At 31.4% G+C, this 20,415-nt stretch carries 20 protein-coding genes and 4 tRNA genes; 23 read left to right on the forward strand and 1 reads right to left on the reverse strand.

Annotated features, from left to right (window positions below; genetic code table 11):
- The first annotated feature begins 7 nt into the window (after window positions 1-7).
- The 5 genes from LOS86_RS03490 (at window position 8) to LOS86_RS03510 (ending at window position 7,665) form a co-directional block, all read left to right on the forward strand.
- Window positions 8-1,441 (forward strand): RagB/SusD family nutrient uptake outer membrane protein, encoded by a 1,434-nt coding sequence (locus LOS86_RS03490; RefSeq protein WP_231843259.1) that lies wholly within the window; start codon window positions 8-10, stop codon window positions 1,439-1,441.
- A gap of 16 nt (window positions 1,442-1,457) precedes the next feature.
- On the forward strand, window positions 1,458-2,237 hold the full coding sequence (locus LOS86_RS03495) for a DUF1735 domain-containing protein (RefSeq protein WP_231843260.1): 780 nt from the start codon (window positions 1,458-1,460) through the stop codon (window positions 2,235-2,237).
- A 54-nt stretch (window positions 2,238-2,291) separates the two neighbouring features.
- Window positions 2,292-4,211, forward strand: coding sequence for a S8 family serine peptidase (locus LOS86_RS03500; protein ID WP_231843261.1), 1,920 nt, complete (start codon window positions 2,292-2,294; stop codon window positions 4,209-4,211).
- Window positions 4,212-4,273: 62 nt separating this feature from the next.
- Window positions 4,274-6,223 (forward strand): putative porin, encoded by a 1,950-nt coding sequence (locus LOS86_RS03505; protein ID WP_231843262.1) that lies wholly within the window; start codon window positions 4,274-4,276, stop codon window positions 6,221-6,223.
- A gap of 80 nt (window positions 6,224-6,303) precedes the next feature.
- Window positions 6,304-7,665: a pyridoxal-phosphate dependent enzyme gene (locus LOS86_RS03510; RefSeq protein ID WP_231843263.1), complete on the forward strand. Its 1,362-nt coding sequence runs from the start codon at window positions 6,304-6,306 to the stop codon at window positions 7,663-7,665.
- Window positions 7,666-7,792: 127 nt separating this feature from the next.
- Here LOS86_RS03510 and LOS86_RS03515 read toward each other — a convergent pair whose 3' ends face one another.
- Window positions 7,793-9,481 carry a GLPGLI family protein gene (locus LOS86_RS03515; RefSeq protein ID WP_231843264.1) on the reverse strand — a complete coding sequence of 563 codons (1,689 nt, stop codon included), beginning with the start codon at window positions 9,479-9,481 and terminating at the stop codon, window positions 7,793-7,795.
- 66 nt (window positions 9,482-9,547) lie between these two features.
- Between LOS86_RS03515 and LOS86_RS03520 the strand changes: the two genes are divergently transcribed.
- The 18 genes from LOS86_RS03520 (at window position 9,548) to rplA (ending at window position 20,408) form a co-directional block, all read left to right on the forward strand.
- Complete coding sequence (locus LOS86_RS03520) at window positions 9,548-10,816, forward strand: DUF2851 family protein (RefSeq protein ID WP_231843265.1); 1,269 nt, start codon at window positions 9,548-9,550, stop codon at window positions 10,814-10,816.
- A gap of 27 nt (window positions 10,817-10,843) precedes the next feature.
- A complete protein-coding gene (locus LOS86_RS03525) occupies window positions 10,844-11,065 on the forward strand; it encodes a PspC domain-containing protein (RefSeq protein WP_231843266.1) in 222 nt (73 codons plus the stop codon).
- A 78-nt stretch (window positions 11,066-11,143) separates the two neighbouring features.
- Window positions 11,144-12,814 (forward strand): sodium-dependent transporter, encoded by a 1,671-nt coding sequence (locus LOS86_RS03530; protein ID WP_231843267.1) that lies wholly within the window; start codon window positions 11,144-11,146, stop codon window positions 12,812-12,814.
- On the forward strand, window positions 12,811-12,966 hold the full coding sequence (locus LOS86_RS03535; protein ID WP_231843268.1) for a hypothetical protein: 156 nt from the start codon (window positions 12,811-12,813) through the stop codon (window positions 12,964-12,966). Before LOS86_RS03530 ends, LOS86_RS03535 begins: the two co-directional genes overlap by 4 nt.
- Before the next feature lie 9 nt (window positions 12,967-12,975).
- On the forward strand, window positions 12,976-13,857 hold the full coding sequence (locus LOS86_RS03540) for a ComEA family DNA-binding protein (protein ID WP_309508782.1): 882 nt from the start codon (window positions 12,976-12,978) through the stop codon (window positions 13,855-13,857).
- A 38-nt stretch (window positions 13,858-13,895) separates the two neighbouring features.
- Window positions 13,896-15,065: an acyl-CoA dehydrogenase family protein gene (locus LOS86_RS03545; protein WP_231843269.1), complete on the forward strand. Its 1,170-nt coding sequence runs from the start codon at window positions 13,896-13,898 to the stop codon at window positions 15,063-15,065.
- Between the two features lie 71 nt (window positions 15,066-15,136).
- Entirely contained in the window at window positions 15,137-15,331 is a 195-nt protein-coding gene (gene rpsU, locus LOS86_RS03550) for a 30S ribosomal protein S21 (RefSeq protein ID WP_231843270.1), read from the forward strand.
- A gap of 69 nt (window positions 15,332-15,400) precedes the next feature.
- Window positions 15,401-16,291 carry a tyrosine-type recombinase/integrase gene (locus LOS86_RS03555; RefSeq protein WP_231843271.1) on the forward strand — a complete coding sequence of 297 codons (891 nt, stop codon included), beginning with the start codon at window positions 15,401-15,403 and terminating at the stop codon, window positions 16,289-16,291.
- Between the two features lie 33 nt (window positions 16,292-16,324).
- Complete coding sequence (gene hpf / locus LOS86_RS03560; RefSeq protein WP_231843272.1) at window positions 16,325-16,627, forward strand: ribosome hibernation-promoting factor, HPF/YfiA family; 303 nt, start codon at window positions 16,325-16,327, stop codon at window positions 16,625-16,627.
- 92 nt (window positions 16,628-16,719) lie between these two features.
- Window positions 16,720-16,793, forward strand: a tRNA-Thr gene (locus LOS86_RS03565).
- A gap of 30 nt (window positions 16,794-16,823) precedes the next feature.
- Window positions 16,824-16,905, forward strand: a tRNA-Tyr gene (locus LOS86_RS03570).
- A gap of 74 nt (window positions 16,906-16,979) precedes the next feature.
- Window positions 16,980-17,051: transfer RNA gene (locus LOS86_RS03575), tRNA-Thr, on the forward strand.
- A gap of 57 nt (window positions 17,052-17,108) precedes the next feature.
- Window positions 17,109-18,296, forward strand: coding sequence for an elongation factor Tu (gene tuf / locus LOS86_RS03580; protein WP_231835104.1), 1,188 nt, complete (start codon window positions 17,109-17,111; stop codon window positions 18,294-18,296).
- Between the two features lie 53 nt (window positions 18,297-18,349).
- Window positions 18,350-18,421 (forward strand) — tRNA-Trp (locus tag LOS86_RS03585).
- A gap of 15 nt (window positions 18,422-18,436) precedes the next feature.
- Window positions 18,437-18,631 (forward strand): preprotein translocase subunit SecE, encoded by a 195-nt coding sequence (secE, locus tag LOS86_RS03590; protein WP_231843273.1) that lies wholly within the window; start codon window positions 18,437-18,439, stop codon window positions 18,629-18,631.
- A 10-nt stretch (window positions 18,632-18,641) separates the two neighbouring features.
- A complete protein-coding gene (nusG, locus tag LOS86_RS03595; protein ID WP_231843274.1) occupies window positions 18,642-19,193 on the forward strand; it encodes a transcription termination/antitermination protein NusG in 552 nt (183 codons plus the stop codon).
- A 66-nt stretch (window positions 19,194-19,259) separates the two neighbouring features.
- On the forward strand, window positions 19,260-19,697 hold the full coding sequence (gene rplK / locus LOS86_RS03600) for a 50S ribosomal protein L11 (protein WP_026724872.1): 438 nt from the start codon (window positions 19,260-19,262) through the stop codon (window positions 19,695-19,697).
- A gap of 21 nt (window positions 19,698-19,718) precedes the next feature.
- Window positions 19,719-20,408, forward strand: coding sequence for a 50S ribosomal protein L1 (gene rplA, locus LOS86_RS03605; RefSeq protein WP_231843275.1), 690 nt, complete (start codon window positions 19,719-19,721; stop codon window positions 20,406-20,408).
- Window positions 20,409-20,415: the final 7 nt, after the last annotated feature.

Consider the following 20,415-nt stretch of genomic DNA (forward strand, 5'->3'; position numbering starts at 1 on the left):
AAATGATATGAAAAGAATTAAAATTTTATTAATCTTATCATTATCTCTATCATTGTTTTCTTGTTCTGATGATTTTTTAGGCAAGGATTCAAGAGATAATGTTTCTGGCGATCAGATTATTGATTTAGCCAATTCTTCTCCGGAAGCTGCTTTTACTATTACAAGTGGTATGGAATCTGGTAATAATATTTTTGTTAATGATTTTAATACGGCTGGTAATGGTAATATTCATGATGACTTCGGTTATATGGCTATTAACCTTGGTCTTGATTTAATGTCTAATGACATGGTTCAATATCAATCTCACTGGTTTGTTAATTATTATAATTATACTGCTAGAAATGAGATTTCTATTAGAACTGATATGGTTTGGAAATTTTATTATAAAGTAATTTATAATATGAATTCAATTTTGAAATTTTTACCAGAAAATATTAATAATGATGAATTACGTTATTTGAAGGCTAGATGTCTCGCAATGAGAGGTTTATCTTATTTTAACTTGGTAAGATTGTACGCTAATGGTGAAGTTGGTATACCAATGTATACAGAGACTGTATTAGATGCTTCAAGAGTTCCTACTTCTACAATTGTTGCTCTAATTGAAGATGATTTGACTACTGCTCATCAGTTAATCGACGGGTACAGTAGACCTACTAAAGTTAACATTGATAAGAATGTTGTTGCAGGATTTTTAGCTAGATATTATTTAGAATATGGTGATTATTCTCAAGCTGCAACTTATGCTGCTGAAGCTAGATCAGGTTATCTTCCAATGAACAATCTTTTTGATGGTTTTAATAAAATATCTAACTCTGAGTGGATGTGGGGTGCTGACATTAATACAAATACATCAACTTATTATGCTTCTTATTTTTCTCATGTAGGAAATCTTAACGCTGGTTATGCTGGATTGTTAGGTATTTACAAAAACATTGATAAGAGATTGTACGATAATATTCCAAGTACTGATCAGAGAAAAGATTGGTTTGATGGTCCGTCTTATGGATTACCTCAATATGCAAATGTTAAGTATTATGATGATACTGACTTTGAAGGAGATTATGTTTTCATGAGAGCTGCTGAAATGTATTTAATTGAAGCAGAAGCTAAAGCACTTAATGGAGATGATTTAGGGGCTAGACAAGCATTGTTTGATTTAATTTCAACAAGAGATGCTTCTTATACATTATCATCTAATTCTGGGTCTGCTTTACTTTCTGAGATTAGATTACATAGAAGAATTGAACTTTGGGGTGAAGGTTTTGCTTTGTATGATATGAAAAGATGGGGTGTTGATTTAGAAAGAAATTATGCAGGTTCAAATCATACTTCTTTCGGATTTTTCAACTATCCTGCTGGATCTGTTAAATTTACTTTCCAAATTCCATTAAGTGAGATTAATGCTAATCCTGCTTTAGGTAGCCAAAATCCTTTTTAATTTTTAAATTTATATTATGAAGAAATTTTTTAAAATTTTAGCTTTAGTAGTTGCTCCTATTTTATTAAATAGTTGTGATGAGTACGAAGCAGGAAGTGAGGTTAATTCTCCTTTATCATATGGTTTTGAAAGATCTACTGTTAGTGTAGAGATTGAAGAAGTTGATCCAAATTTTGCTTTAAAAGTTTATTCTACCCAAGTAGTAAATTATGATCGTACTGTAGTGTTTGATATTGATCCATCATCAACTGCTTTACCAGGTGATTATGTTCCTTTTTCATCTAATTCTATAGTTATTCCTGCAGGTTCTAATTATGGATCATTAGATATTGAGTTTAATCACAATAACTTGTCTTTGTCAGACGCAAGGATGTTAAAATTTAATTTGGTTCAACCTGATGATGCCACTGCTGTAGCACTTACTACATCTTCAATGAGTGTAAGTTATAAAGCTAAATGTATTTATAATCTTGTTGAGCTTTCATTAATACTTGATAGATGGGGTTCTGAAACAACTTGGTCAATTACTAAAAATGGAGTAACAGTTGCTTCAGGTGGACCTTATACTGATGCTGGTTCAAATGCATTACAGCCTGAGAAAAAGTTTACTTTATGTTTAGATAGTGGTGATTATGTATTTACTGTAAATGATTCTTATGGTGATGGTATGTACACTAGTGCGTCTGTCATTGGATCATATCAAATTAAAGCAAATGGTACTACAATAGTTCCTCGTCAAACATGGGGAGATGGTACTCGTACCCATTATACTAGAAGTGTCAATTTTACACTTTAAATTTTTTAACGCCTCATAATTTTATGAGGCGTTTTTATATACACATTTGATTTTATGAAAAAAATATTATTATCATTATTGTTTTTGTTAACTTCTCAAATTTTTATCAGTCAAACTATATCTGAATCTGAAAAAATTCTTTCAAGTTATGATTTAGTTAAATTGCGAATTCTTAGAGATAAATTTTCTATCAATGATAGTTTACGTGATTTAAGGATAAGTTCTTATTTAGATGCCAATCCTAAGACTAAATATAATTTTAAAAGTGATAAGAATGTGACTTATCAAATATATGATATATTAAATGGCAAACCCATTTATATTTCTACAGATAATTTAAATGCAGCTAGAGTTACAAAAATCAATACATTACAAACTGGTGGAAGTTTAGGTTTAAATTTAGATGGACAAAATATGATTGTTGGTGTATGGGATGGTGGTTTCGGATTGATAAATCATGTTGAATTTCTTGATGATAATTCTACCCCAAGTTCTAGAATAACGATTCCTCAGTCTTCTTTGCCAATTCCACCAAGTGATGATCATGCTACTCATGTTTTGGGTACTATTATCGCTAAAGGTACTAATGCAAGTGCAAAAGGAATGGCTCCTCAAGCAACTGCTTATTCTTACAATTGGACAAACGATATTACAAATGTTGCTTCCTTAATTCAAAATATAGGTTTGTTAGTTTCAAATCATTCATATGGAGTACCAGTAATTAGTGATGGTAATCCTATTGATTCTTGGATAATGGGTTGTTATTCTACTCAAGCTCGTGATTGGGATGAGTTACATTATAATTCACCTTATTATTTGATGATTGCATCTGCTGGTAATTCTGGTTCTGATTCATATTCTGGTGGTTTAGCTCCAGGTTATGACAAGTTAACAACTAATAAAACTGCTAAAAACAATCTTGTTGTTGCTAATGCGAATCCAACACTTTTACCAACTGGTTTTATAACATCTCCTATAAATTCTAGTAGTAGTCAAGGGCCTACAGATGATGGTAGAATTAAGCCAGATATTGCAGGAGATGGAACTAATTTGTTTTCTACTGTAAATACTTCAATAAATTCATATGCTACAATGTCTGGAACTTCAATGGCATCACCTAATGTTGCTGGAGGAGCACTTTTGTTGCAACAGTATTATAATCAATTAAATGGTAATTTTATGAGGTCATCTACACTTAAAGGTTTAATTACTCATACTGCAAGAGATTTTGGCTCTGTTGGTCCAGATCCTATTTTTGGTTGGGGATTACTTGATGCTAATAAAGCTGCTCAATTGATATCTAATGATTTTTCAAATACTTCTGCATTAATTAGTGAAAATGTTATTTCAAGTTCTGAAACTTTTAGTTTTGATGTTGTAATTAATACTCCACAAAAATTAGAGGTTACAATTTGTTGGACTGATCCTGCAGGTACTTCTAGAAATGGTATATTAAATGATTCAAATCCTGTTTTAGTTAATGATTTGGATTTAAGAATAATTAAAAACCCAGATACTTTTTTTCCATGGAAACTTAGTTTAGCTGATGTTTCAGCTCCTGCAACAACTGGAGATAATATAGTTGACAATGTGGAAAAGGTTGAAATTGCCAATGCTGTTGGGACATATACAGTTCAGGTTACTCACAAAGGAATTTTAGAAAATGGTAGTCAATCCTTTAGTTTAATTGCAAGTGGTTTTGATGAATCTTTATCAGTTACTGACTATGAAAGTAATATTGATCATATTAAAATTTATCCTAACCCAGCTAATGATAATGTATTTGTTTTGTCAAAATATTCTGAAATTAATAGTTATAATATAATTGATATTCAAGGTAGGGTTGTTTATTCTACTGATATTATTGATTCTAAGAATTTTTCTGTTGATATATCGTTTCTTAATTCTGGAGTCTATATGCTTCAATTAAATTCTAATTCAGGTATTTTTAATTATAAAATTGTAAAAAAATAACAATTTATTTTCACTTTTATTCTCGTAAAATCTCATTACATTTGCCTTTATTATAAAATGTGATGAGATTTTTTTTATTTTTCTTTTTCTTTTCAATTACTTTTATTTCTAATTCTCAAATTAGGAATGTTAATGGTGGTCTTGGAGGTTTACCTAATAGAAATTCTGATGCTAATGATACTTTAGTAAATCTTAATAAAAAAAGTAAGAGAGAATCGTTGGCCAAAGCACCTATTGATCTTTATAAAATCTACACATTACATAAAGACACTACATTTGTTGATACTTCACTAACTATTAAAAGTGAGTATAAATATAATTTGATTCGTAAAGATATCTTTGGTTTATTGCCGTTCTCAAACGAAGGTCATACTTATAATACTTTGCAATTCGGATGGTTTAAGAAAGCATCTTTTCCTAATTTCGGATTTACTGCTAAGCATTTTAATTATTTAGAAGTTGAAGATATCAACTATTATTCTGTTCCCACACCATTAACGGATTTATATTTTAAAACGGTAATGGAACAAGGACAAACATTAGATGCTTTTTTGACAGTTAATACTAAACCCAATTTAAATTTTTCTATTGCATACAGAGGGTTACGATCGCTTGGTAAGTATGTCAACAATTTAAGTAGTTCAGGAAATTTTCGATTTACTTCGAGTTATTTTACTGAAGATAAACGTTATGTTTTTAATGCTCATTTTACTGGCCAAGACATATCAAATCAAGAAAATGGGGGTATAGTAAATCTTGAAGAATTTGAAACAAGTGAAGATCCTTTTAATGAAAGAGAACGAATAAAAGTATATTTCACCAATGCAACATCTTTATTAAAAGGAAATCGTTTTTTTATTGATCATTCATTTAAATTGAATAAAGAAAATCCAAATAGTTTGGTATTTACTCATCAATTCAATCATGAATACAAGTTTTTTCAATTTACTCAACCAACCCCAAGTGACCGTTTTGGTGACCGCTTCTCAAGTTCTATCAATAATAAAACGCGTTACAATCACCTATATAACAAAGTTGGTGTGGCATACAAAACAAAAAATTATGGTGATTTAGAGTTTTTTGTAGATGATAATAAATATAATTATTATTATAATAGTCTTATTTATGATTCAAGTGGGAATATATCGGTTCCTAATGCTATTTCAGATAGAATTAATAATTTAGGTGGAAATTATTCTTATCTAATAAAAAATGTAAACGTAAGATTACACGTTTCTCAATCTATTTCTGATCAGTCTATTTCTAATATTGAAGCTAGCGGAAACTATAAATTAAATGATGATTATAAATTTGAGTTTAAATACCAAAAGCTAAATAGTTTGCCTAATTTAAATTTTAATTTGTATCAAAGTGGTTATTTAGATTACAATTGGTTTAATAATTTTAAAAATGAAAAACTTAATCAATTTGAGTTTTCTGTATTTTCAAAATGGTTAAATATTAATACAACATATAAAGTTTTAAATGACTATTTGTATTTTGATAATACAACCAATGATATTACAAAATTGACTGTTAAACCTATGCAGTATGACAAAACAATCAATTATTTGTCAGTAAAAGCTAGTGGAGAAATTAAATTTTGGAAATTTGCAATAGATAATACAGTTTTATATCAATCTGTTGAACAATCAAGCGACATTGTTAATGTTCCACAAATTGTTACTCGTAATACATTGTATTTTACGGGCTATGTGTTTAAAAAAGCGATGTTATTGCAAACTGGTGTTACTTTTCAATATTTTACTAAATATTATGCTAATGATTATAATCCTTTATTGGGTGAGTTTTATGTTCAAAATGAACGTAAAATTGGTGATTTTCCCATGATGGATTTCTTTATTAACGCTAGAGTAAAACAAACACGAATTTTCTTAAAAGCTGAACACTTTAATTCTGCATGGACAGGGTACGATTTTTATTCAGCTCCAAATTATCCTTATCGTGATTTTATTGTGCGTTTTGGTTTGGTTTGGAATTTCTTCCAATAATCGATTGATGATACGAGTCAATTTCTGATTTTATATTTCTAAAAATTCAAGCTATCTTTGCCAACAATTTATAATTTCAAATGAAATACGCTAAAAATATATTAGAAACTATTGGAAATACTCCTTTAGTGAAATTAAACAAAGTTACTGCTGAAATAGATGCTTTAGTTTTGGCCAAAGTTGAAACTTTTAACCCAGGAAATTCTGTTAAGGATAGAATGGCACTTAAAATGATTGAAGATGCAGAAGCCGATGGTCGTTTAAAACCAGGTGGAACAATCATTGAAGGGACTTCTGGTAATACAGGAATGGGTTTAGCTTTAGCAGCTATCGTAAAAGGATACAAATGTATTTTCGTAATTTCGGATAAACAATCAAAAGAAAAATCAGATATTCTTCGTGCTGTTGGTGCTAAGGTTATTGTTTGTCCAACAGATGTTGAACCTACAGATCCTCGTTCCTATTATTCGGTTTCTAAAAGATTAGGTGAAGAGATTCCAAATTCTTGGTATGTAAATCAATATGATAATCCAAGTAATTCCATTGCACATTACGAACAAACAGGGCCGGAAATTTGGGAACAAACAGAAGGAAAAATTACGCACTTTGTAGTGGGTGTTGGAACAGGAGGTACGATTTCAGGAACTGCTAAATATTTAAAAGAGAAAAATCCAAACATCAAAATTTGGGGAATTGATACGTATGGTTCGGTTTTCAAAAAATACCACGAAACCGGAATTTTTGATGAGAACGAAATCTACTCATATATTACAGAAGGAATTGGAGAAGATATTTTACCAAAGAATGTAGACTTTTCTTTAATCGATGGTTTTACAAAAGTTACCGATAAAGATGCAGCAGTTTACACCAGAAAAATCGCTTTAGAAGAAGGAATTTTTGTTGGAAACTCTGCAGGAGCTGCTGTAAAAGGTTTGTTACAGTTGAAAGAACATTTTGGTCCAGAAGATGTAGTAGTGGTCTTATTTCACGATTCTGGAAGCCGTTATGTTGGAAAGATGTTTAACGATGATTGGATGCGCGAAAGAGGTTTCCTTGAAGAAGAAATCACAAAAGCTGAAGATTTAATCAAAGAACACATTGAAAAACCATTAGTTATTGTTCGTACAGAAGAATTAGTTTCGCACGCTATCGAAAGAATGAGAAAATATAAAATCTCACAAATCCCGGTAGTTGATGTTAATGGATTTGTTGGATCGGTTGATGAATCGGATTTATTTCAAAGTTATATCACAGATAAAAACACAGCGGAACGACCAATTCGTGAAGTAATGGGAAAACCATTTCCAATTGTAAAATTAGGAACACCAGTAGAAGAAGTTTCTAAATTAATCACGAAAGAAAATCAAGCAGTTTTAATTGATTTAGGAAACGGAAAACATCATATCATTACCAAACACGATATTATCAATTCGATAAAATAATTTTAAATTTATTTAACCGCAAAGAGTGCTAAGAAATCGCTAAGAACGCAATAAACTTTGCGAACTTTGCTTTTAACCTTGCGAACTTTGCGGTTATTTTTTTGAACAATTTTTACTATTCCTAAAATTATTCTCCCAGTAAAACACCCGAAACATTCCAAGAACTAAAACTTCCACCTTCGTTAGGTCCTTGTGAGATTTTTACTTGTATTGTATGTGTTCCCGCTTTCAAATCTCCTAATTCAATGTAAATCGGATTCGTTGCTGTACCTGGACACCAATTCGAGCGACTCAAATCGGAAGATGATAATCCATCGTTAAAATTTCCTGACGCTGGATTAAATAATCGATAACCACCACAATCTTGTCGCCATGGAATAAACGAAAAGAATTCTTTTCCGTTTAAAATGATTGTATTTTTCTTTGGAACAAATTCATCGCCATTTTCCCAACCACCATGTCCAGTCGTAATGTAGCGCAATTGAGCATTTTTGATTTCTTTGTCTAACATGAAAGTAACTTCCAATCCTTTTTCGTGATTGAACATCGTTGCATATTCTTGTCCCGCCATTTCCATAACGTTTGTGGTATTGAATAACGGAATAGAAACATTGGTTTTGTCCAATGAACTTTCACTCGGATTAATCGTAATATTCATTGAAATTTTGTGTCCGCCTTTATCGTAATTACCAATAAATGTTCCTACATAAACTGATTTTCCAGAAAAATTTTGTTTTAAATCGGTAATATCCATTCGGTAAGGTACAATTTCATGCCAATTTTTGTCTTTCAATTGAATGTAGTTGTATTGTTTGATTCCGAAAGGCGTAAAAAAGCGCATCAATTCAATTATTGGAGAAAATTCTGGAGTTGCCACAATACCTTGATAATGCTTTCCATTTCCGTTTTCATAAATAGGTAAAGTCTTAGCTCCATTTTGCAAACCATCTAAAAACGATTGCTTCTTATCTTGCGGAATCATGAAAACCGAACCTGTTCTGTCATAAGCATCTCCATTAGATTGTTCTGCCAAATCTAAAAAGACTAAATCTCCTTTTTTTATTTCTGGAAAAGTGATTTTTTTCAAAATGATAGTTCCGTTAGCAAATCGTAAAATACTATCATTTGATTTAGATGCATCTGAAAAGTTAATAATTTCATTTTCAAATACTTTTATGGTATTAAAACGACTTTTCCAAACCAAATCTTTATAAGTCAATCCATCTATAACTGGACTATTTGTTGTGTTTTTTTCTAATTCTAAACTCGGACTAACCGATTTCATTTTTTCGATTTTTGTGGCAGAAATCACAAAATTTCCATTGCGAACCATTTCCAAAACCAACCCAATATTTTGGCCTAATGTAGTTGGTGCGCCTTTTACTTGTAATTCATTCGTGTACCAAAGTTCAATGGTGTTGGAATTGATTATAGTTTTTGCTTTTTGACATTTGTAACCCAAAATAGTTTTGGTATCCGATAAAAACTCAAAATTTTGTTTTGCTAAAGAAACACTGTCAACCGTAGTAACAGATTTCGTTTTTTTGAGTTGGGTAACCTGAATAATTTTATTTTCAGAATGATGAATTAACGTTTGTTCGTATGGAAATTCCGCTTTTCCTGAACTCATTTTTTCAGTTGTGATTAAAGTTTCAGTAGAATTGGTGAATACAAAAATCGGATCTTGATTTTCGATTAGTTTTCCGTTAGAACTTCTTGTGTAAGTAATTTTGAATCCTTTTTGTAGTTTGTTGTAGGTTTGAGATTGTACAATTGAAAAAAGACTTAATAATGTGATGGTTATAAAATTTTTCATAAAAGTTGAGTTGTTCAGCAAATATAAATTTTTATCTTTGTTTTTCAATTATATACGCCATACAGAATGAAAGAAGATTTTTTGCACCACGTGTGGCAATTCAAGAAATTTGATATTGCCAATTTGAAAACTACTAAAGGAGAATCGATTCAGATTCTCAATTCAGGTCAATATTTACAACTTGCCGGACCTGATTTTTTTAATGCACAATTGATTATCGGAAATCAAAAATGGGCTGGAAATGTTGAAATTCATCTCAAGTCATCGGATTGGTATGTTCACAATCACGAAAAAGATTCGAATTACGATTCCGTGATTTTACATGTGGTTTGGGAACATGATGTGCCTATTTTTAGGAAAGATAATTCCGAAATTCCAACTTTAGAGCTTAAGGAATATGTTATGCTTTCGGATTTGCATAATTATCAATCGTTAGTAAGTCAGAAATCTTGGATTTATTGCGAAAACGAAATTCGAAATGTTGATGAATTTATTTTCAAAAATTGGCAAGAACGTTTGTATTTTGAGCGTTTAGAAAGAAAATCACAATTAATTTTCGAATTAGCTGTAGCATCCAATCAAGATTGGGAAGCGGTTTTATTTTGTCTTTTAGCTAAAAATTTCGGGTTGAATTCAAATGGTGAAATATTTTATAAAATTGCTAAATCTATTCCATTTTCAGTTGTTCGAAAAGAATCTCATTCTTTAGAATCATTAGAATCTTTATTTTTAGGTCAAGCAAATTTACTTTCTAATGATTTTCAGGATAGTTATGCAAAAGAATTGAAATCAAATTATTTTTATACGGTTCAAAAACATCAATTAATTGATAGAATTCCTGATACGGTAGAATTTTTCAAACATCGTCCTGATAATTTTCCAACAATTCGCTTGTCGCAATTGGCTAATTTGTATTTTCATCGAAAGAATTTATTTTCTTTGGTTATGAATTGCAGTTCAATAAATGAATTGTATCAGGTTTTTAATGTGGGTGTCAGTGAATATTGGAAAACGCATTATAATTTTGATAAAGAGAGTTCAAAAAAGATAAAAAAACTTTCCAAATCATTTATAGATTTATTGATTATAAATACAATCATTCCGCTTCGATTTGCTTATGCCAGAAGCCAGCAAAAAGATATTACTCAAGAATTGATTGATTTAGCAACTTTAATTCCAGCCGAACAAAATGTAATTATCGAAAAGTTTAAGATTTTTGGACTACAAGTCAATAATGTATATGAATCTCAATCTTTATTAGAGTTAAAAAAGAATTATTGTGATCATAAAAAGTGTTTGGATTGTGCAATTGGCCATTTTATTCTTAAAAATTAATCGTATTTTTGAAAAAAAATAATTGAAATGATTCAAAACTTATTACATTTTTTTGAAAAACACGGTTTTTTTGTTGCTTCTCGCTTAGCCGATCGATTAGGAATGAGAACATCTAATGTAAGATTGTTTTTTATCTATATATCTTTTATAACTGTAGGTTTGGGTTTTGGGTTGTATCTGACTTTAGCGTTTCTTTTAAAATTAAAAGATATGATTAAAACTAAAAGAAGTTCAGTTTTTGACTTATAAATTTTCATTAAGTATAAGTTTTATTTGAATTTTAGATACTTTTCTTATCTTTGAGGCATTAACAACCAATAAATATATATGACAGCAAAAGTAGAATCGTGGGGTTCACGAGTTGGACTTATCTTAGCCATGGCCGGAAATGCTGTAGGATTGGGTAACTTTTTAAGATTTCCAGTTCAAGCAGTGCAAAATGGAGGAGGAGCTTTTATTATTCCTTATTTAATTTGTTTTTTAGTAATGGGAATTCCATTATTGTTCATAGAGTGGTCTTCTGGTCGTTTTGGAGGAAAGTTTGGTAACCACAGTACACCTTACATTTTAGACTCAATGGTTAAAGGTCGCCTATTAAAATATATAGGTGTTTTTGGAATCTTTACCAATATAGCCGTTGTTGCTTATTATTGTTACATTGAATCTTGGACAATGTCGTACATGTTTCACTCAATTATTGGAACTTTTACCGATATGAGTCAAGCAGATGTTTCAGCATTTTTTACTTCTTATGTTGATATCGGACATTCAACAACTGGAATTCCTTATGAAGCAGTTGTGTTTTATATTATATGTTTACTTATCAATACATTTATCTTATCAAAAGGATTAAGTGGTGTTGAAAAAGTTGCAAAAATTGGAATGCCTTTATTGATATTATTTGGTGTTTTATTAGCTATTAAAGGATTAACGCTTGGAACTAGTGGTGCGTCTGATCAATTTCCTGACGCTAATGCTTGGGATGGTTTAAATTTCTTATGGACACCACAGTATGAATCTTTATGGGATTTAAAAGTTTGGATGGCAGCAGCAGGTCAAATTTTCTTCACCTTATCAGTAGGTATGGGAACGATTCATTGTTATGCCGCTTATGTTAAACCTAAGGATGATATTGCATTAAATGCTGCTTCAGCTGGTTTTATGAATGAATTTGTTGAAGTTGTATTGGGATCATTAATTGTAATTCCAATTGCTGCAGGTTATTTAGGATTAGATTGGGTAAAAGAAAATGCAGGTTTCGGAATGGCTTTTCAAACAATGCCTTATTTATTCCAGCAGTGGGGTGATGTTTTATCAGTTGTTGCTGGTGTAATGTGGTTTGGATTGTTGTTCTTTGCAGGAATCACATCGTCATTAGCTATGGGAACTCCATGGATGGGATTCATGAGAGATGAATTTGGATGGGGTAGAAATAAAGGTGCATGGTCTTTTGGAGCTATGGCTTTAATTTTAGGGTTGCCTACGGTTCTTTTTTATCAGCAAGGAGTTTTTGACGAATATGATTATTGGGCAGGAACCGTTAGTTTGGTTGTTTTTGCGATGTTAGAAACAATCTTATTTTCTTGGGTTTTTGGAATGGATAAAGGATGGAAAGAAATTACAAGTGGAGCAGATATTAAAGTGCCAAGCATTTATAAATATATCATTAAATATGTAACTCCATTAATGTTGATCGTTATTTTCTTAGGTTCTTTGTTTAAACCATTAAATAATGACTGGTCTGGAAACGTTAGTAATTTGATGTCTGGAAATGGATGGAGTTTAGATAATGGTTCAATTATTAAAACTATTACACATGCAGGAATTCATGAGCAAATTGCAGCTTCTACAGATGCAATTCAAATTGCTGCTTTAGAAGATAAAATATTTTATATTAACATTGCAAGATTCTTACTAGTAGCATTGTTTGTGTTTATTAGTTTGTTAGTTTATATTGCATATAAAAAACGAGTTAAAGAAGGGAGAGCTACATTATGAATTCAACAGCATTAACAACCATGTTACTAACTCAAGGTATAGTAATTAGTTTTACGGCATTTTTTTTCTATAAAGTATTAACTACTCCTCCTAGACAAGAACCAGATTCTTATGAGGATAATGATGAAGAATTAATTCGTAAAGAAGAATAAATAAATCAAATGATGAAAAATTTAAAATCCTACTTCCTGTTTTCAAATGAACACAGAAGTGGGATTTTTTTGTTATTTATTATCATAATTCTAGTTCAATTAGGATATTTTTTTCTAAAAGAAATAGTGATAAATAATGACACTAATTCAAATGATAAAGCTTGGTTGTTAGTTCAAAATGAAATCGACAGCTTAAAAAATATTCAGTATACTAAAAAAGATATAATTTATCCTTTTAATCCAAATTATATTACGGATTATAAAGGATATAAATTAGGAATGTCAATTGAACAAATTGATAGATTGTTGGTTTATCGAAAAGCTGGAAAATTTGTAAATTCTGCTCAAGAATTTCAGCAAGTTACAAAGGTATCAGATGACCTTTTAGCAAAAATTAGTCCCTATTTTAAGTTTCCTGACTGGGTATCAAATAAAAGCAAAACTAAAGAACAAAAGTTTTATAAATATTCAGCAAATGAGAAAGAAAAAATTGTTAAAAAGGATATCAATTCTGCCTCACGTGAAGATTTGATTGCAGTCTATGGAATAGGAGAAAAACTTGCAGATAAAATCTTGATAGAAAAAGAAAAATTTGGAGCTTTTGTTAGTATGGACCAATTTCAGTTCATTTGGGGAATAAGTCCCGAAGCAATCGAAGATTTAAACAAACGTTTTTTTGTAAATAATTTAAGTGCTATTAATAAAATAGCTATAAATGATTTGTCTCAGAAAGAATTAGCAAAATTTCCTTATTTTAATTATTCTTTAGCAAAGGAAATTGTAGTCTATAGATCAATGAATGGCGGAATCAAAAATTTTGATGATTTAACAAAAATTAAAGGAATGCCTAACGAAAAAATAAAAATAATCGCCTTATATTTGGAATTTTAAAATTATTATCAAAAAACAACCTACATAATTATTGATTTATGAATTCAATGTATTTCACAGAAGAACACGAATTATTCCGCCAGAGTTTTAGAGATTTTTTACACAAGGAAGTTGTTCCACATATTGAAAAATGGGAAAAAACGGGTACGATAGAACGTTTTATTTGGGAAAAATTTGGCGAAATGGGATTCTTTGGGTTAAATTATCCAGAGGCTTATGGAGGAATGAACTTGGATTTATTTTACACTGTTATTTTCTTAGAAGAACTTCAAAAAATAAAATCATCTGGTTTTGCTGCAGCTATGTGGGCTCATGCTTATTTGGCAATGACTCATTTAAATGCTGAAGGAGATGAAAGAATAAAACAAGAATATTTAGCACCAAGTATTGCTGGAAAAAAAATTGGGGCATTGTGTATTACTGAACCTTTTGGAGGAAGTGATGTTGCGGGAATGAGAACAACAGCGGTTCGTAAAGGAGATAAGTTTGTAATTAATGGTTCTAAAACGTTTATAACAAATGGCGTTTATGCGGATTATTATGTTGTAGCTGCAAAAACAAATCCAGAATTAGGTAATAAAGGAATCAGTATCTTTTTAGTAGATACCAATATTCAAGGTATTTCGGCTACTAAACTAGATAAATTAGGGTGGAGAGCATCTGATACAGCAGAAATTGCTTTTGATAATGTTGAAATTCCTGTTGAAAATTTAATGGGTGAAGAAGGAAAAGGATTTCCTTATATTATGCAACATTTTGCATTGGAAAGATTAATTATGGCGATTAATGCTCACGCAAGAGCGGAATATGCTATTGATTATACATTAGAATATATGTCACAGCGTGAGGCTTTTGGTAGTCCAATTAATAAATTTCAAGCTTTACGCCATACCATGGTAGAGCATGCAACTGAGGTTGAACACTGTAAAATTTTCAATTATGCTGCAGTAGCTCGATTAAATAACAAAGAATACGTTGTTAAAGAAGCGACTATGGCTAAATTAAAATCAACTAAGGTTGCGGATTTGGCTATATATGATTGTTTGCAAATGTTAGGAGGTTATGGTTATATGGAAGAATATCCGTTAGCACGTTTGTTAAGAGATAGTCGTTTAGGACCAATTGGAGGTGGAACTTCTGAAATTTTGAAAGAGATTTTATCAAAAATGATAATCGATAATCAGAATTATAAGCCTGCAGTAAAATAATTTATTTTTTAATTTTTAATTCAAAATTATTTTCTACATTTGCACCCTTAACGAGAGGAGGTGTCTATATTATGTTAATTATACCAATTAAAGACGGAGAAAATATCGATAGAGCATTAAAGCGCTATAAAAGAAAATTTGATAAAACAGGAACTGTTCGTCAGTTACGTGCACGTCAAGCTTTCATTAAGCCATCTGTTTTAAACAGAGCTAAAATTCAAAAAGCAGCTTATATTCAAGGATTAAAAGATTCTTTAGAGAGTTAATATTTTTTTGAATAAACTATACTAACCGCTAATAAATAAAGTGTAACTTTGTTTTTAGCGGTTTTTTTTATGGCTACAAATTTACAAGCATATCAGAATTATTTAGTTAAAGAGAAAAATTATTCTCCTTTAACAGTTCGTGCTTATTTAGATGATATTTTATCTTTTCAGGATTATCTAAATCAACAATCAATCACATTAGAAGAAGTTGTTTATCCAAATGTTAGAAATTGGATAGTTGTTTTAGTCGAAAACAATGTAAGTACTACTTCCGTTAATCGGAAAATTTCTGCCTTAAAATCGTTTTATAAGTTTTTACTAAAGGTAAAGCAGATAACGGTAAATCCACTTCTGAAGCATAAATCATTAAAAACAGCTAAAAAAGTTCAAATTCCATTTTCTGAGAAAGAAATGAGAGATGTGTTTTTGGATCATGATTATGTTGATGATTTTGAAAGTATTCGAAATAGATTTATTTTGGAGCTATTTTATACCACTGGAATTAGAAGAGCCGAATTGATTAATTTAAAGTTGAAAAGTATAAATGAAATCCAAAAAACAATTCGAGTAATTGGAAAAAGAAACAAAGAACGAATTATTCCAGTATTAGATTGTACTTTAGATTTATTCAAGAAATATAAAGAGCAACGAGATAATTTAGAGCAAATTAAAGATATTGAGATGTTAATTTTGTCTAAAAGAGGTAATAAAGTGAGTGAATCGTTTGTATATCGATTAATAAATGATTACTTTAGTACTGTCTCGAAAAAAGAAAAAAAGAGTCCACACGTTCTTAGGCATTCCTTTGCAACACATTTGTTGAATAATGGTGCCGATTTAAATTCCGTAAAAGAGTTATTAGGTCATGCTAGTTTGTCATCTACCCAAATATACACCCATAGTAGTTTGGCAGAATTAAAAAAAATATATCAAGAAGCGCATCCTAGAAATAAAAAATAACTCGATTGTATAACCTTTTAATTAACAATAATTATGAAAGTTAATTTGCAAGCAGTAAATTTTAATGTAGACAGAAAATTGGTAGATTTCATTCAAGAACGAATGGATAAATTAGAAAAGTATTATGATAAAATTGTTTCGGCTGAAGTATTTTTAAGACTCGAAAACACTAGTGATAAAGAAAATAAGACGGTTGAAATAAAAATTATTGTTCCTGGAGATGATTTTTTAGTTAAAAAAACAGCAAAAAGTTTTGAAGAAGCGGCTGATTTATCGGTTGATTCACTAGAGCGAGTAATTATGAAAAGGAAAGAAAAATTAAGAGCGCATTCATAAAGATAAAAAAAATATAAAAAATGTTTTGATTCAAAAATAAATTATATACATTTGCAGTCCGTTAGAAATAGCGGACTTTTTATATTTAAGTTGCCGGTGTAGCTCAGCTGGCTAGAGCAGCTGATTTGTAATCAGCAGGTCGTGGGTTCGAGTCCCTCCATCGGCTCAAATTTTGCAACAAAAATATAAATGGTTCGGGGAGATACTCAAGCGGCCAACGAGGGCGGACTGTAAATCCGCTGGTTACACCTTCGCAGGTTCGAATCCTGCTCTCCCCACAATGAAAATTAGAATTTAGAAAACGAATTTAGATATTTCTGAATTCTGAATTCTAACTTCTGAACTCACAAAAGCCGGTGTAGCTCAGGGGTAGAGTGCTTCCTTGGTAAGGAAGAGGTCACGGGTTCAATTCCCGTCATTGGCTCTTAAGAATGTTTATTTTTTGAACACTAATATATAACTAAGATTAAATTATTAAATCATGGCAAAAGAAACCTTTGATCGTTCGAAGCCCCATTTAAATATTGGAACTATCGGACACGTTGACCACGGTAAAACTACATTAACAGCTGCAATTACTAAAGTATTAGCTGATGCTGGTTTATCAGAAGCAAAATCATTTGATCAAATTGATAATGCTCCAGAAGAAAAAGAAAGAGGTATTACTATTAATACATCTCACGTAGAATATTCTACAGCTAACCGTCACTACGCTCACGTTGACTGTCCAGGTCACGCGGATTACGTTAAGAACATGGTTACAGGTGCTGCTCAAATGGACGGTGCTATCTTAGTAGTTGCTGCTACAGATGGTCCTATGCCACAAACAAGAGAGCACATCCTTTTAGGTCGTCAAGTAGGTGTGCCTAGAATGGTTGTATTCATGAACAAAGTGGATATGGTTGATGATGCTGAATTATTAGAATTAGTAGAAATGGAAATCAGAGATTTATTATCTTTCTATCAATATGATGGTGATAATGGTCCTGTAATCCAAGGTTCTGCTTTAGGAGCTTTAAACGGAGAGCCAAAATGGGTTGATACAGTATTAGCTTTAATGGAAGCTGTTGATAACTGGATTGAATTACCTGCTCGTGATGTTGATAAGCCATTCTTGATGCCAGTTGAGGACGTATTTACAATTACAGGTCGTGGAACTGTTGCTACAGGTCGTATCGAAACTGGAGTTGCTAATACAGGTGATGCTGTTGAAATCATTGGTATGGGAGCTGATAAATTAACTTCTACAATTACAGGAGTTGAGATGTTCCGTAAAATCCTTGATAGAGGTGAAGCTGGAGATAACGTAGGTTTATTATTAAGAGGTATCGCTAAAGAAGATATTAAAAGAGGAATGGTTATTATTAAACCAGGATCTGTTAAGCCACACGCTCACTTCAAAGCTGAGGTATATATCTTGAAAAAAGAAGAAGGTGGACGTCACACTCCATTCCACAATAACTACCGTCCACAGTTCTATGTACGTACAACTGACGTAACTGGTACTATTTCTTTACCAGCTGGTGTAGAGATGGTAATGCCAGGTGATAACTTAACAATTGATGTTCAATTATTAAGCCCTATCGCTTTATCAGTAGGTTTACGTTTCGCTATCCGTGAGGGTGGTAGAACAGTAGGTGCTGGTCAGGTTACTGAAATTTTAGACTAATTATAAGTCAACAATAAATTAAACCAGCAGTTTAGCTGCTGGTTTTTTAACAAACGGGCGTAGTACAAGGGCTAGTATAGTGGTCTCCAAAACCATTGATGGGGGTTCGAATCCCTCCGCCCGTGCAAATAAAGATTAAAATGACAAAAGTAGTTAATTACATATCTGAAGCTTTTCATGAATTGAAAGCAAATGTTACTTGGCCTATTTGGGCTGACGTACAACGTTTGACAATTATTGTAGCTGTATTTTCAATTGTTTTCGCTCTTTTAACTTGGGGTGTAGATGAATTATTTGTAAAAGCTCTTGAATTGTTTTTTAACATTTTAAAATAATACTTACAGTATGGCTGATAATAATGTTAATAAGTGGTATGTAGTAAGAGCTGTAAGTGGTCAGGAAAATAAAGTTAAAGCTTACATTGAAACAGAAGCATCTCGTTTAGGTATGGCTGATTACATTTCTCAAGTACTTGTTCCTACTGAAAAAGTAGTACAAGTAAGAGATGGGAAAAAAATTGCAAAAGATAAAGTTTATTTCCCAGGTTATGTAATGATTGAAGCTAACTTAACAGGTGAAATTCCACATATAATCAAGTCGATTCCTGGAGTTATTGGTTTTTTAGGTGAAACTAAAGGAGGAGATGCAGTTCCGTTAAGACAGTCTGAAGTAAATAGAATGTTAGGTAAAGTTGATGAATTATCTGTAAAAGTTGATAATGTTGCTATTCCTTATTCTGTAGGTGAAACTGTAAAAGTTATTGACGGACCTTTCAATGGTTTTAATGGAACTATTGAAAAAGTAAATGAAGAAAAGCGTAAACTAGAAGTAATGGTGAAAATTTTTGGTAGAAAAACACCATTAGAATTAAGTTTTATGCAAGTTGAAAAAGTATAATTTTCGTTACATATATAAATCACATCAATCGCTTCCAATTGATAGATGTGCTAAATTTTTTTAAAAATGGCAAAAGAAGTTAGTAAAGTAGTTAAACTACAAGTTAAGGGAGGTGCTGCGAATCCATCGCCACCGGTTGGACCTGCTTTGGGGGCTGCTGGGGTTAACATCATGGAGTTCTGTAAGCAATTTAATGCTAGAACACAAGATAAACCTGGCAAAGTATTACCAGTACAAATTACTGTGTATAAAGACAAGTCTTTTGACTTTGTTGTTAAAACGCCACCTGCTGCAATTCAGTTATTAGAAGCAGCAAAATTAAAGTCTGGTTCAGGGCAACCTAACCGTAAAAAAGTAGCTAACGTTACTTGGGATCAAATTAGAACTATTGCTGAAGACAAAATGGCAGACTTAAATGCTTTCGAAATTGAAAAAGCTATGAGTATGATTGCTGGAACAGCTAGATCTATGGGTATAACAGTAACAGGAAATGCTCCTTTTTAATCTCTAAAAAGAAATTAGACAATGGCAAAATTGACAAAAAAGCAAAAAGAGGCTGCAGCAAAAATTGAGAAGAATAAACTTTATTCTTTAAAAGATGCTTCTGCATTAATTAAAGAAGTTGCTTCTGCAAAATTTGATGAGTCTGTTGATATCGCAGTTAAGTTAGGTGTAGATCCTAGAAAAGCGAATCAAATGGTAAGAGGGGTTGTAACATTACCTCATGGAACTGGTAAAGATGTAAGAGTATTAGCATTAGTTACTCCAGATAAAGAAGCTGAAGCTAAAGCTGCTGGTGCAGACCACGTAGGTTTAGATGACTATTTACAAAAAATTAAAGATGGTTGGACAGATGTAGATGTTATCATCACTATGCCAGCTGTTATGGGTAAATTAGGTCCATTAGGACGTGTTTTAGGTCCAAGAGGTTTAATGCCAAACCCTAAAACAGGAACTGTAACTATGGACGTTGCTAAAGCGGTGCAAGAAGTGAAAGCTGGTAAAATCGACTTCAAAGTTGATAAAACTGGTATCGTTCACGCTGGAATAGGTAGAGTATCTTTTGATGCTGATAAAATCTATGACAATGCACACGAAATCGTTCAAACATTAATCAAATTAAAACCAACTGCAGCTAAAGGTACTTATATTAAGTCTATTCATATATCAAGTACACAAAGTCCTGCTATTGCTTTAGATCCTAAAGCTGTATAATTGGTAG

This window comes from Flavobacterium cyclinae (assembly GCF_021172145.1).
GTDB lineage: Bacteria > Bacteroidota > Bacteroidia > Flavobacteriales > Flavobacteriaceae > Flavobacterium > Flavobacterium cyclinae.

Bases quoted from the DNA above. Each gene is read 5' to 3' on its own strand.
- LOS86_RS03490 (WP_231843259.1), top strand. From the start codon at position 8: ATGAAAAGAATTAAAATTTTATTAATCTTATCATTATCTCTATCATTG.
- LOS86_RS03495 (WP_231843260.1), top strand. From the start codon at position 1,458: ATGAAGAAATTTTTTAAAATTTTAGCTTTAGTAGTTGCTCCTATTTTA.
- LOS86_RS03500 (WP_231843261.1), top strand. From the start codon at position 2,292: ATGAAAAAAATATTATTATCATTATTGTTTTTGTTAACTTCTCAAATT.
- LOS86_RS03505 (WP_231843262.1), top strand. From the start codon at position 4,274: ATGAGATTTTTTTTATTTTTCTTTTTCTTTTCAATTACTTTTATTTCT.
- LOS86_RS03510 (WP_231843263.1), top strand. From the start codon at position 6,304: ATGAAATACGCTAAAAATATATTAGAAACTATTGGAAATACTCCTTTA.
- LOS86_RS03515 (WP_231843264.1), bottom strand. From the start codon at position 9,481: ATGAAAAATTTTATAACCATCACATTATTAAGTCTTTTTTCAATTGTA.
- LOS86_RS03520 (WP_231843265.1), top strand. From the start codon at position 9,548: ATGAAAGAAGATTTTTTGCACCACGTGTGGCAATTCAAGAAATTTGAT.
- LOS86_RS03525 (WP_231843266.1), top strand. From the start codon at position 10,844: ATGATTCAAAACTTATTACATTTTTTTGAAAAACACGGTTTTTTTGTT.
- LOS86_RS03530 (WP_231843267.1), top strand. From the start codon at position 11,144: ATGACAGCAAAAGTAGAATCGTGGGGTTCACGAGTTGGACTTATCTTA.
- LOS86_RS03535 (WP_231843268.1), top strand. From the start codon at position 12,811: ATGAATTCAACAGCATTAACAACCATGTTACTAACTCAAGGTATAGTA.
- LOS86_RS03540 (WP_309508782.1), top strand. From the start codon at position 12,976: ATGATGAAAAATTTAAAATCCTACTTCCTGTTTTCAAATGAACACAGA.
- LOS86_RS03545 (WP_231843269.1), top strand. From the start codon at position 13,896: ATGAATTCAATGTATTTCACAGAAGAACACGAATTATTCCGCCAGAGT.
- rpsU (WP_231843270.1), top strand. From the start codon at position 15,137: ATGTTAATTATACCAATTAAAGACGGAGAAAATATCGATAGAGCATTA.
- LOS86_RS03555 (WP_231843271.1), top strand. From the start codon at position 15,401: ATGGCTACAAATTTACAAGCATATCAGAATTATTTAGTTAAAGAGAAA.
- hpf (WP_231843272.1), top strand. From the start codon at position 16,325: ATGAAAGTTAATTTGCAAGCAGTAAATTTTAATGTAGACAGAAAATTG.
- tuf (WP_231835104.1), top strand. From the start codon at position 17,109: ATGGCAAAAGAAACCTTTGATCGTTCGAAGCCCCATTTAAATATTGGA.
- secE (WP_231843273.1), top strand. From the start codon at position 18,437: ATGACAAAAGTAGTTAATTACATATCTGAAGCTTTTCATGAATTGAAA.
- nusG (WP_231843274.1), top strand. From the start codon at position 18,642: ATGGCTGATAATAATGTTAATAAGTGGTATGTAGTAAGAGCTGTAAGT.
- rplK (WP_026724872.1), top strand. From the start codon at position 19,260: ATGGCAAAAGAAGTTAGTAAAGTAGTTAAACTACAAGTTAAGGGAGGT.
- rplA (WP_231843275.1), top strand. From the start codon at position 19,719: ATGGCAAAATTGACAAAAAAGCAAAAAGAGGCTGCAGCAAAAATTGAG.